Below are 12,908 nucleotides of genomic sequence, written 5' to 3' on the forward strand. Positions count from 1 at the left end.
AAGGAAATAGCAATGAGAATTATAAAATTATTTTTTCTTTTACCTGCCTTGTTCCTTTCCACACTCACACCGGCGCAAAGCGATGAAAGGATCCTTATGGTAAAAGGGATCTACGCAGCCTTAGAGGAAGGAGATGCCTCTTCACGATATATGGCAGCCTTACCGGCCGGTATTGAACAGGAGCAGGTAAAAGAAATTAATAACAATAATGGCTTTAGCATTTCCTCCATTCTAAAAAAGGAATGGGAAAGCCTGGAATTCAAAAACCTTCAATTTGAACCTGAAGGAAAAAACATGATCTATGTAAGTGGAATTGTTAAGGGACGCAAAGCAACAGAGTGTGATCACCTTTCTAAAAGATTCAGGCATTCCTGGGTTTTTGAAAAAGGGAAAATCGTCAAATTTTCAGAATAATATCAATAAATACATTATGAAAAATATCATTTTAACAGGACTTGTAGTTCTACTTATTACATCCTGCAGCCAGCCAGATAAACGCTACACGCAAGAGTCGGCAGAAATTGATTCCTACAGGGCTTCCCTGGAAGCTTATGAAAACCAGGATTGGAGAAGCCTTGCCACCTATTACCATCCCGATGCGGTAATTATTAATAATGTGCCTGAAAGCGAGGGGCAAAACCTTGCAGAGATCCTGAAGACACACAAAGAAGATGCTGCCATTTTTAACAGCTGGAGATTCTTGGACGACCCTGAGACCTTTGAAATGGTAGTGACCAATGACGGGGAAACCTGGGTGAACTATTGGGGTGTTTGGGAAGGTACCTTAAAGGCTAACAACCGTAAATATGTGATCCCCACTCATTCCACAGCCCAGTTCAGGGATGGGAAGATTGTCAAGGAACTTGGATATTGGGATATCTCAAAGCTGGTTACAGATATAAATGCGATGGAAGCAGCAGAAGCCCAGGCATTAAAAGCCACGGGAGGAGAGGCTGTAATGTCCCAAAAACCCTAAGCTCGATTCGCAGTATGATCCTCCCAAAAAATCCCAAACAATGTCACGCAGCAGTAAAAATGAAAGGTTATGAAAACAGTTGGAATCATAGGGGGAGCAGGATTTATAGGCAGCCATATAACCAGGAAGTTCCTGGAAAAGAATTATAAGGTAAAGGTCTCTGTCACCAGCATTCAAAAAAGCGAAAAATATGAGCACCTTTTTAACCTGGAGAATTCAATAAACATAGTTATTAGGCCATTAAAACTGGAAAACAGGGAAGCATTAGGCAATTTCATTGAAGATTGTGACATTGTGATCCATAGTGGCACCCCGTTTCAACTCGAGGTTAAAGATCCGCAGGCAGAACTGCTGGATCCAACAATAATTGGCACCCAGAATTTCCTGGATTCCCTGCTGGATGCACCTCAAATTAAAAAAGTGATCTTCATTGCCTCTGTAGCCGCCTGGAACACAAACTTTCCTTTACCCGCAGGAGGAAAAACCTTCCTGGACAGCTTTGATGAACAGGATGTTCGTTTTACAAGTAAGGAAAGCCACCCATATTGCCGGGCAAAATATGTGGCTAACGGGGTAGTGGAACAATTTATATTAGATAATCCCTCCCTTCCTTTTGAAATTACTACCGTTTCCCCGGTGATGGTGATGGGAAAATCCCTTTCCAAAAGGGAAGATTCAACCTCCACGGGGATCCAATCCTTAATTAAGAACAAACTGGCGCCAGATGACTTTTTTCAAAACCTCTATGATAATAATATTCCATTTGCAATGGTAGATGTGGAGGACGTGGCGCAGGCTGTTTATAATGCCGTTACCACCACAGGCCTGCATGGGAAAGATTATCTTCTTAGCAGTGAAACTTATAAAGTTTTGGACATTCACGAAATGCTAAATCGCCGCGAACCGAAGGAAAAGGCGCAGGTAGTCTATAAAAATAACCTTGCCAAAAAAGATTTGAAATTAAAATTTAGGCCGGTAAGAAAGACCTTGAACGCCTGGTAATACCGGGATAACAGATTACTTCAAAACTATTGTTATCCGGTAAAAGAGTCTAGACCGCTTCCGCTACTGGAATATAGAACCTGGACTAAAATCTACGTCCATGGAAATAGCTCCTTCCCCACTTCTATAAAGCCTGGATTTTCCTAAATCAAGGTAGATTCGCCACCACCCCCATGTTGAGGTTGACATGACCTCAGAGTATATATAGCATGGCTAAACGTCAATTTAAATTAGTCTTAATCGGACACCAATGACTTAATACTTCAAAATTCTCAATAAGTAATGCTGGAACCCTAAAAAAGAACAATTTGATATGGTTCTGATGTCTGTACCGGAAGACAATAAAGGGATCATTGGTGCTGCAAGCCTGGAACAGCAACAGGCTCATATTTTAGATCCACAACTTTTAGAAGTTCGGGTTAGAGAAAAAAGGATTGAACTATAAAAACCTATCAGGGAGATTCTCCTTTAACCGAATTATGCATTTTAAACCTGAATAAATACTGGGTTCCAGCATTGGTAGTTATCTCCATTGAACCATCCAACTGCCGGGTGAGCAGTTTAATAAGTTTTTTTCCAAAGCCCGTTCCTTTCGCAACTTCCTGCGGTTTAAGCCCTATACCATCATCCTTTACCCAAAGGTTTAAAACCCCGGTGGTTTCCCGGGAAAGCCGAATATAGATCTCCCCGTTCTTACTATGGGGAAAGGCATATTTAAGGCTGTTGGTGAACAATTCATTTACAATAAGCCCTATAGGCACCGCAGTATCAACATCCAGGTGCAAATCCGCCATGGAATACATTATCCTAATACGGTCCTTTTCCCCAAAAGATTCCAGGATATGATCCCCCAGGTCTTTGAGATATTCCTTCATTTCTATAGATGACAAATGTTCTTTTTGATACAGGCGCCGGTGGATCATGCTCATAGAGAACACCCGGTTCTGGCTCTCTTTCATCGCGTGGGCCACAGTGGGATCACTGGTTTGTGCTGTTTGTAAAGCGAGCAGGCTGGAAACAATCTCAAGATTATTCTTAACGCGGTGATGTATCTCTTTAAGAAGAAACTCCTTTTCCCGGTTTTGATTGGAGAGGAGTTTATTTTTCTTTCGGTTATTGAAAAAACTTACCAGGAGGATCGTAAGCGTAAGAAAGAGAAGGCCTGCAACAAGGCTTATCAAATTTTGCCGGGATTGCTGTTGTGAAAGCCTGGTTTGTTGTAATTGGATGGTGTTTTCTTTTTGTGCAACATTAAACTGGGTTTCCAGTTGTGCTATACGTTCATCTGCCTCTGCCGTAAAAACCACTGCATTTAAAGAATCATATTTGGAAAATGCAGCATAAGCTTCCTTATATTGCTCATTTCCCGCATAGGCGAGGCCGAGGCTTTTGTAGGTTTTGCCCAGGAAAAATCCGTCTCCAAACCGGGGCGTGGCGACCTCAATAGACCTTTTTATATTTTCTATGGCTGCATCAAAATTCTTATTTTTAGTCTGTAATTCTCCTACTGAAAGATAGGAGCGCATCAACATAAAGGCATTATCAAGGAGATAGGCATATTTTATGGCATTGATACCTGCCTCTTCAGCCTTGCTGAAATTATTTAGAACAGCATAAAGTTCTACCAGGGAGATGTAGACGTCGCTAAGGTTATTGTAAAAACCATAGCGCTCTCCTATTTCTATGGAACGCAGGTAATATTCCAGGGCTTTATCAAATTGGCCTAAACTCAAGTAATTATTTCCCACAATGTAGAGAGTGAAATCGTAGTCAAGATCTACTACCTCTCTCTTCTCAAAATATGAAAGGGATTGCAGCCCATACTTTAAACCGTCCTCATATTTGCCCTGTTTCCAGAACAAATTGCTAAGGTCACTGTATGCCATACCCTTTGCCCAATCATTATTATATATCTCTCCAATTTCGAGGGTCTTCATGGCGAAATCGGCTGCGCGGTCCAGCTGCCCGCGACGCTCATAAACATATCCCAGCTGGGTGTAAAGAAGCGGCAGATCTTTTTCATCCACCTTTTGTTCAGCTTCCAGAAGTACTCCCTCTGCTGCGTCAAGCTTTTCCTGTCTTAGGAGGATGGCTCCCCGGGTAATTTGAAAGTGCCCATTCCAAAGCATATTAGAGTCACGGGCTGTGAGTTCCAGCCCCATTTCAGTATATTCCAGAGCCTTTACCAGATTCCTGGTGTGCCAGTAATATGCAAGATCATTCAGTATTTCGAAATGAATACTGTCCTCCTTTACCAAAGGCAGGGTTTCCAATAGCTGCTCTAAATAAGAATCATCGAAGTCATCGGTTTCAACAAAGATCTTTTGATAGGGATCCTGCCGGGTGGCATCATAGATCTGCCCATAACCCTGTAAGCTAAAACAGCCAAAAAAAAATAGCCTTAATATTAAATTCCCACTGTAGATCACCTAACGAGCATGCCTGGTTAATTCAGGAAGGTACAATTAAATATCTGTTATTCAGAAAGTTATTTAAACTTTGAAACCATCCCCCGTGGGGTGTTTTTCATGGAAATAAAAATTTGCATCTAAGAAACCAACTGGCGGTACAAGATATAAATTTAGTTATCCCGGAAAGGTCACAGAGCCTTACTTCAGAAAGTTCTGGAGCAATAAATTTAAACAGGATGCAAAGATAGTCGCACCGCTAACTATAAATAAATTAAAACAAAAAACTGTGACAAATGACCAAAGTCATATTTCGAATCCAAAAATTAAATTAACTTATACCTCCAAATTCTAAATCATAAAATATAAGCATATGAAGAAATACATTGCACTTCTCGTATTTTTTATTGCCCATACTGTGACAGCCCAGGAGAATGTGCTCACAGCACAGGATGTGGCAAAGATTGAAGCTATTACCAATATTGTCATTTCACAGGACGGTCAAAAAATAGCCTATCAAAAAGTCGTTCCGGCAAACCCGCTGGAGGAAAATGTACCGGCGAAAAGCCATTTATACATCTATGACCTTTCTTCAAAAGAATCTACTCCTTTGGTGACAGACTACAGCATCTCGAATATTAAATTCCGTCCCGGGAGCGGCAGCATCACTTTTACCGCAAAAAGGGATAAAGATGAAGCAACTGCTGTTTACGAGATGCAGCCAGGTGGTGGTGACGCCACCAAAATCTATGAATTCCAGACTTCTATTTCATCTTATGACTGGCACTCTAATGGAACACAGCTGGCCTTCGTAGCCAACAAACCCCAGGATAAAAGGGAAAATGAACTGCCCTATACGCCCGAGGTCTATGAAACCGACCTGGAAAATTCCACAGCTTTTGTAACCAACCTCAACGACCCCACTCCCAAAGAACTGGCAGTGGAGGGCCATGTAACTTCTGTCCAATGGAGTCCAAAGGGTTCACAACTGGCAGTTGCCGCGGCTCCTACCTCTCTTGTAGATGATTTCTATACTTCACAAAAGATCTACATAGTAGATGCCAACACTTTAAATATAACTGCTGAAGTTGATCATAAGGGTAAACAGGGGCCCATGAAATGGAGCCCCGATGGGAAGAGGATTGCATTTATCGCAGGAGAAGATCAACATGATCCAATTGATGGCAGACTGTTTATAGCTGAAGTTACCGGCGGCAGCCCTAAGATCCTTCAAAAGGATTTCAAAGGGAAATTCGACGGCCTGGACTGGAAAGACAATAAAACCCTCTATATCCAGGTTAGTGAAGGCGTTTACAGCAGCCTTGGAACAATAGGCCTTGACGGAAAAATGGATAAACTTTTCCGTGAGGAGGCTATGAATATTACACGATTTGCAGTTGCTGGCAATAACACTATTGCAACTACTGCAAATACCGCGCAGCACCCCGATGAACTTTTTGTCATTAAGCCGAAGGCCGGCACAGCAGAACGTATCACCACCTCCAACCCCTGGCTTGCAGAGGAGAAAATGGGAAAACAGGAAGTTATCACCTATAAAGCAGCAGACGGGTTGGAGATAGAAGGAATCTTAATACACCCTATAAACAAGAGCGGAAAGTCCCCTTTGATCACCGTAGTGCACGGGGGGCCTGAGGCTCATTACAGCAATGGCTGGTTAACCTCCTATAATATGCCGGGTCAACTTGGCGCCGGGGAGGGCTACGCGGTTTTCTATCCTAACTACAGGGGTAGTACCGGCAGAGGAATTGAATTTGCCAAATCCAGCCAGGGAGATCCCGCGGGACTGGAATTTGACGACATTATAGATGGAGTGGATTATCTAATTGAAAATTATGATATCGATAAGGACAAAGTAGGGGTTACCGGAGGTTCCTACGGTGGTTATGCAACTGCCTGGATGGCCACCCGCCACACCAAACGCTTTGCTGCCGGGGTGATGTCTGTAGGAATAAGCAACAACATCTCTAAATGGGGAACCAGTGATATTCCTGAAGAAATGTTCCTGGTACACGCCCGCAAAAGGATTTGGGATGACTATGAGTTCTACCTTGAACGCAGCCCCATCTTCTATGCCGACCAGGCTGAAACACCGCTTCTTATTCTACATGGAAAAGATGATACCCGTGTTAACCCCGGGCAGTCATATGAGTTGTACCGTCATATCAAAACCAGAACTGAAACCCCTGTAAGATTAGTGCTGTATCCCGGCGAAGGCCACGGAAACAGAAAATCCACCGCCAGGTACGATTATAACCTGCGAATGATGCAGTGGTTCGACACCTACCTTAAAGACGGCAGCATCACCTTACCCGATGCCAACATAGCGCCAGACGGGCAGTAGGATATTTATAGACATTCTAAAAAACCCTGTAGCTTCATTGGAGTTATGGGGTTTTTTGGTTAGTTGTTAGTCTTTAGTCGTTAGTCGTTAGAAAAAGGGGACAGAGGGCAGAGGGCAGAGGACGGAGTGTTTACCGTTTACTGTTTACCGTTTTCTGTTTGGCGTTGTTATTTTTTGGAAATTGGTACCTGGAATTTGGAATTTTTAATATTTTTGGTTCGAGAATCTTGTTTCTTGTTTCTTGTTTCTTGGCTCATGTCTCTCTTTTTTAGCCACTAATGCACTAATATTTTTCTAAACTGCTTAACTAAAATCTGTGTTAGCTAGCTTATTTATTCTAACCTATTTTTAGTCTAGTCTCCAGACTCTAGCCTCCAGATTCTCTTCTCTTGTTTCTTGTTTCTTGTTTCTTGTTTCTTGTCTCCTGGCTCCTGGCTCTCTTTTTTAGCCACTAATGCACTAATATTTTTCTAAACTGCTTAACTAAAATCTGTGTTAGCCAGCGTATTAAATCCCTACCTATTTTTAGTCTAGACTCCAGACTCTAGCCTCCAGTTTCTCTTCTCTCTTCTCTCTTCTCTTGGCTCTTGTTTCTTCGCTCCTGTCTCTCTTTATTAGCCACTAATGCACGAATGTTTTTCTAAACTGCTTAACTAAAATCTTTGTTAGCCAGCTTATTAATTCCTGTCTATTTTTAATCTAGTCTCCAGACTCTAGCCTCCAGTTTCTCTTCTCTCTTCTCTTGATTCTTGGTCTTATTTTTCGTTTCTTGGCTCTTGGCTCTTGTTTCTTGTTTCTTGTTTCTTGGCTCTTGGCTCTTGTTTCCTGTTTCTTGGCTCATGTCTCTCTTTCATAGCCACTAATGCACTAATGTTTTTCTACACTGCTTAACTAAAATCTGTGTTAGCTAGCTTATTTATTCTAACCTATTTTTAGTCTAGTCTCCAGACTCTAGCCTCCAGATGTACTTCTCTTGTTTCTTGTTTCTTGTTTCTTGTTTCTTGTCTCCTGGCTCCTGGCTCTCTTTTTTAGCCACTAATGCACTAATATTTTTCTAAACTGCTTAACTAAAATCTGTGTTAGCCAGCGTATTAAATCCCTACCTATTTTTAGTCTAGACTCCAGACTCTAGCCTCCAGTTTCTCTTCTCTCTTCTCTCTTCTCTTGGCTCTTGTTTCTTCGCTCCTGTCTCTCTTTATTAGCCACTAATGCACGAATGTTTTTCTAAACTGCTTAACTAAAATCTTTGTTAGCCAGCTTATTAATTCCTGTCTATTTTTAATCTAGTCTCCAGACTCTAGCCTCCAGTTTCTCTTCTCTCTTCTCTTGATTCTTGGTCTTATTTTTCGTTTCTTGGCTCTTGGCTCTTGTTTCTTGTTTCTTGTTTCTTGGCTCTTGGCTCTTGTTTCCTGTTTCTTGGCTCATGTCTCTCTTTCATAGCCACTAATGCACTAATGTTTTTCTACACTGCTTAACTAAAATCTGTGTTAGCTAGCTTATTTATTCTAACCTATTTTTAGTCTAGTCTCTAGACTCTAGCCTCCAGATGTACTTCTCTTGTTTCTTGTTTCTTGTTTCTTGTTTCTTGTCTCCTGGCTCCTGGCTCTCTTTTTTAGCCACTAATGCACTAATATTTTTCTAAACTGCTTAACTAAAATCTGTGTTAGCCAGCGTATTAAATCCCTACCTATTTTTAGTCTAGACTCCAGACTCTAGCCTCCAGTTTCTCTTCTCTCTTCTCTCTTCTCTTGGCTCTTGTTTCTTGGCTCATGTCTCTCTTTCATAGCCACTAATGCACTAATGTTTTTCTACACTGCTTAACTAAAATCTGTGTTAGCTAGCTTATTTATTCTAACCTATTTTTAGTCTAGTCTCTAGACTCTAGCCTCCAGATGTACTTCTCTTGTTTCTTGTTTCTTGTTTCTTGTCTCCTGGCTCCTGGCTCTCTTTTTTAGCCACTAATGCACTAATATTTTTCTAAACTGCTTAACTAAAATCTGTGTTAGCTAGCGTATTAATTCCTGTCTATTTTTAGTCTAGACTCCAGACTCTAGCCTCCAGATTCTCTTCTCTTTTCTCTTTTCTCTTGGCTCTTGGCTCTTGTCTCTTGGCTCTTGTTTCTTGGCTCACTAATCACTTCTCCAGCGATTTAATATCTATCACAAACCTGTATTTCACATCGCTTTTCTGCATTCGCTCATAGGCGGTGTTGATCTCCTGCATATCGATCATTTCCACGTCACAAACTATGTTATGTTCCCCGCAAAAGTCCAGCATTTCCTGGGTTTCTTTGATCCCGCCAATAAGGGATCCGGCCATTCTTTTTCGCTGAAATATTAACTGACCTCCATGTACAGGCTCCACAGGCTCTACTGCGCCTACGATAACCATAGTTGCATCCCGCTTGAGCAATCCCAGGTAAGGATTTACATCATGTCCCACGGGGATGGTGTTTAGCAGGAAATCAAAGGAATTGGCATATTGTGCCATTTGTTCCTCATCCTTAGAGATTAGGACATCGTGGGCTCCCAGTTTTTTTGCATCTTCACTTTTTGAGGGAGACGAGGTGATCATCACGACTTCTGCGCCCATGGCGTGAGCAAATTTCACTCCCATATGCCCGAGGCCACCCAGGCCAATTACTCCTACCCTGTCTCCCTTTTTTACATTCCAGTGCTTTAATGGCGAGTAGGTAGTGATCCCGGCGCACAGTAAAGGAGCAGCAGCCTTTGCATCGAGATTTTCGGGCACATGCAGCACAAAATCCTTATCTACCACGATTTGTTGGGAGTAGCCCCCAAAGGTCATTCCTCCCATATATTTATCTGGTCCGTTATAGGTAAAGACGCTTCCTTTTTCGCAGTATTGCTCCAGCCCTTCCTCACAGGCACTGCACTGCCGGCAGGAATCCACCATACAGCCCACGCCAACAAGTTCCCCCTCCTTAAAATCGGTCACATTTGCACCCACCCCGAGGACCCGGCCTATGATCTCATGCCCCGGAACTAACGGATATTGGGACATCCCCCAGTCATTCTTCACAAAATGAAGGTCTGAATGGCATACCCCGCAGTATTCAATATCAATAAAAATATCATTTTCCTGCAGGTCGCGCCGCTGCAGTTCATAAGGTTTTAAGGGCGCTGCTTCCTGGTGTGCCGCAAAGGCTTTGATCTTTTCCATAATTATAAGCGATAATTGTTATCTCCCTAAATTACAGAAATTTAGATAAGGAATCCTGTGAATAATCTCCTACAGAATAATGGGTGAAAGATTTTTTTAAATCTGCTTATACTTTTTAATATAAAATTCTTAAATTAACAGTTACATACCCCTTTGATATTGAACAGGTTACAAATTTTTACCTGTCTAACACCGGATAGTACTGTGCTCATCTCCACATTGCGCAGGACTCTTCCGCGGTAAAATAGTATTAATTCAAATCAAAGGCTTATGAAATTTTTCAAACCGCACTTCCACCTCATAACAATTGCCTTCTTATCTCTTCTTACATTCAATCTGGCATTAGCACAGGAACCTTCCGCAGGAAATAATCAGGAAACTTTACCCGGACGCTATACCGGTCCTATTATCGACATGCACCTGCACTCCTACTCTGTCGACTTCTGGGGCCCGGCGCCAAGTCCTGTAACAGGCAAACTTTCCCCTGCCACGGCAAAAGAACAAATGGAGAGAACCTTTGAAATTATGAAGGAGCACAATATAGTCCTGGGAGCTGTATCTGGTATTTCTCACGTGAGCGGAAATGACTGGGCTGCATATGACAGGGAAAGCACCCTGCGTGGAATTGAACTGAGGGAACCATCAGAATTTATGTCGCCTGACAGTTTGCGCCAATTAATTAGAAATGGTGAAATTGACATGCTGGGGGAAGTAGGAGCACAATATTTTGGCTATTCCCCGTCAAATCCAGATTATTACCCCTTTTACAAAATTGCAGAGGAGGAAGGAATTCCCGTGGGTATACATACCGGGGCCAGTTTTCCCGGCACTCCTTTTCGCTGTTGCCCCAAATTCCGGCTTAAGATGGGGAACCCATTATTACTGGAGGACCTGCTGGTAGAATTTCCTAAACTGAAGGTGTTCATGATGCACTCAGGGGGTGCCGGCCCATATTCCCAATACGCTTTGATGATGATGAATATGTATCCGCAGCTATATACAGATATAAGTATCCTTAACTGGATACCGGGAATGGAACCGGTGCTGGAATCCTTTCTTAAACAGGCTAAACAAATGGGAATGCTGGACAGGATATTATTTGGTACAGATCAAATGATATGGCCGGAAGCCATAGGCATAGCAATAGAACGTGTAAATTCCCTTGGCTTTTTAACTACGGAAGAAAAAGCCGGGATCTTTTATCATAATGCTGCACAATTTCTCAATCTTACTGAAGAGGTTATTGCAGTTCATCATAATAAAAGGTAGGAGAATTTTACCGCTGTTTTTACTGAAAAGATTGAACAAATTAAAGTGAAATAATAATGAAAAAGCTACTCATCCTGACAGGCATAATTTTACTAAGCATCCACGCGACCGGCCAAACCCCTGCTGAAACCGAGGAAAACAATTATACAAATCTTTCACAGGAGGGAACCCTGCCGGGCATAGCTCGTTTAAGCGAGGGCTGGAACATTCTGTATCCCGGGGGTGAGACTCTTTGTGCGCAAGGCAGTGAGTATAAGTTCTTTGCAAAGGCTACTAATTCTAATAAATTGCTTGTTTACCTTCACGGTGGAGGTGGGTGCTGGGATGCTGAAACATGTGATCCTGAAAGGGAAACCTATACACATGCTTCACAGGTAGAGCCACAGCGACATCCCGAAAATTTAAATGGCATCTTTGACCCGGAACATCCTGAAAACCCCTTTGTGGGTTATTCGATGGTAGTACTCCCGGTTTGTACAGGTGACAGTTACCTGGGTGCCCGGGATGTCACTTACGTAATTGAAAAAGAAAATGGGAAACCCCGGGAATTCACGGTGTACCATCGGGGTCAAACCAATACCATGGCGGTAATGAACTGGATCTACGACAACTTCGAGAGCCCACAGGAGATCTTTGTTGCCGGCTCCAGTGCAGGAGCTTTAGCTACTCCTTTTTATGCCAGCCTGCTGGCACAGCAGTACCCTGAAGCCAGGGTGGTAGGTTTAAGTGATGATGCGGGCAGTTTTGGCAGGGAGGCCAGTGCAGGTTCAGATCCCACAAAATGGGGTGTCCCTGAAGTACTGCAAAAGCATCCCGGCTGGGAAGAATTTGAAGGCAATGCCGGGATAGATCAATTATTCCTATTCGCAGCCCGTAGTGCTCCAAACCTGGAACTCTATCAGGTTGACCATGCCCATGATGCGGTACAAAAATATTATTTGGAGCTCACAGGGACGGGAGAGGACGTACAAAAACTTATACAAACCAACCGCGAGACAATAAGGAGCCAGCAGCCCCAATTTCGATCCTATACCGCAGGCGGGTTTCAACATACTATCCTAACGCGCGATCATTTTTATAAATACCAGGAAGATGGAAACCGCCTAAGCGATTGGGTGGCCTCCATCGCAGCCGGGGAACAGGTTAAGTCTGTTGATTGTGCAGAAGATTGTTTTAAACCCGGCTTAATTTTCACAGAGCAGGACCTGCAGATTATAGATCGAACACTGGCCCTTATTTCAAATGAGAATAGCTGGAACCCGAGCGGTGAAAGGGGGCCCTGCCCTTCAAGGGCAGATAGTCAAAGTCTTCGGTGTGCAGCAGTAATGGCAGCAACAGAGGTAACAGGAAAAGCTCCCACAGGAATGAAGGATGTACCCCCGGGTCTTCTGGAGCTGATTTTCACCATCACCGCCTTACAACCAGATAAATATGGTGGGAGTCCACTCATTGCATACAATAATGACCCGGAAACCAATCAAGAGGATATGATCGCCACCCTGGAAAAAGTAAAGGAAACGATTAAGCAGGGTCTTGAGAAGCAACGGTGAATTTGTACAGCACCTGAACAAAAAAATCCGCAGCTTTCGCTGCGGATCTTCTCCTCTACTCGTGACCCCGGCAGGATTCAAACCTGCAACCCTCAGAGCCGAAATCTGATGCGCTATTCAGTTGCGCCACGGGGCCTAAACTCATCTTCAGACCTCAC

9 protein-coding genes and 1 tRNA gene are annotated in these 12,908 nt (G+C 43.0%); 7 read left to right on the forward strand and 3 right to left on the reverse strand.

Going from position 1 to position 12,908, the window contains the following annotated elements; translation table 11 throughout:
- Window positions 1-12: 12 nt before the first annotated feature.
- From FHG64_RS06590 to FHG64_RS19780, 4 genes are all read left to right on the forward strand, one after another.
- Window positions 13-414: a hypothetical protein gene (locus FHG64_RS06590; protein WP_139065675.1), complete on the forward strand. Its 402-nt coding sequence runs from the start codon at window positions 13-15 to the stop codon at window positions 412-414.
- Window positions 415-430: 16 nt separating this feature from the next.
- Window positions 431-976, forward strand: coding sequence for a nuclear transport factor 2 family protein (locus FHG64_RS06595; RefSeq protein WP_139065676.1), 546 nt, complete (start codon window positions 431-433; stop codon window positions 974-976).
- A gap of 69 nt (window positions 977-1,045) precedes the next feature.
- The gene (locus FHG64_RS06600; protein WP_139065677.1) at window positions 1,046-1,978 is read left to right on the forward strand and encodes an NAD-dependent epimerase/dehydratase family protein; all 933 of its coding nucleotides are present in this window, start codon (window positions 1,046-1,048) and stop codon (window positions 1,976-1,978) included.
- 313 nt (window positions 1,979-2,291) lie between these two features.
- Window positions 2,292-2,423, forward strand: a complete 132-nt coding sequence (locus FHG64_RS19780; protein ID WP_262710277.1) for a hypothetical protein — start codon at window positions 2,292-2,294, stop codon at window positions 2,421-2,423.
- 7 nt (window positions 2,424-2,430) lie between these two features.
- Here the strand turns inward: FHG64_RS19780 and FHG64_RS06605 are convergent, their stop codons facing one another.
- Window positions 2,431-4,407 carry a tetratricopeptide repeat-containing sensor histidine kinase gene (locus tag FHG64_RS06605; protein ID WP_139065678.1) on the reverse strand — a complete coding sequence of 659 codons (1,977 nt, stop codon included), beginning with the start codon at window positions 4,405-4,407 and terminating at the stop codon, window positions 2,431-2,433.
- Window positions 4,408-4,759: 352 nt separating this feature from the next.
- On the opposite strand from FHG64_RS06605, the gene FHG64_RS06610 reads away from it, so the two are divergent.
- Window positions 4,760-6,748 (forward strand): S9 family peptidase, encoded by a 1,989-nt coding sequence (locus tag FHG64_RS06610; RefSeq protein ID WP_139065679.1) that lies wholly within the window; start codon window positions 4,760-4,762, stop codon window positions 6,746-6,748.
- Between the two features lie 2,133 nt (window positions 6,749-8,881).
- On the opposite strand, the gene FHG64_RS06615 is transcribed toward FHG64_RS06610, so the two are convergent.
- The gene (locus FHG64_RS06615; protein WP_139065680.1) at window positions 8,882-9,931 is read right to left on the reverse strand and encodes an NAD(P)-dependent alcohol dehydrogenase; all 1,050 of its coding nucleotides are present in this window, start codon (window positions 9,929-9,931) and stop codon (window positions 8,882-8,884) included.
- 270 nt (window positions 9,932-10,201) lie between these two features.
- On the opposite strand from FHG64_RS06615, the gene FHG64_RS06620 reads away from it, so the two are divergent.
- On the forward strand, window positions 10,202-11,200 hold the full coding sequence (locus tag FHG64_RS06620) for an amidohydrolase family protein (protein ID WP_139065681.1): 999 nt from the start codon (window positions 10,202-10,204) through the stop codon (window positions 11,198-11,200).
- 56 nt (window positions 11,201-11,256) lie between these two features.
- On the forward strand, window positions 11,257-12,750 hold the full coding sequence (locus FHG64_RS06625; RefSeq protein WP_139065682.1) for a pectin acetylesterase-family hydrolase: 1,494 nt from the start codon (window positions 11,257-11,259) through the stop codon (window positions 12,748-12,750).
- A 62-nt stretch (window positions 12,751-12,812) separates the two neighbouring features.
- Here the strand turns inward: FHG64_RS06625 and FHG64_RS06630 are convergent.
- A tRNA-Arg gene (locus FHG64_RS06630) sits at window positions 12,813-12,886 on the reverse strand.
- Window positions 12,887-12,908: the final 22 nt, after the last annotated feature.

It is taken from the genome of Antarcticibacterium flavum, from assembly GCF_006159205.1.
Taxonomy (GTDB): Bacteria; Bacteroidota; Bacteroidia; order Flavobacteriales; family Flavobacteriaceae; genus Gillisia; species Gillisia flava.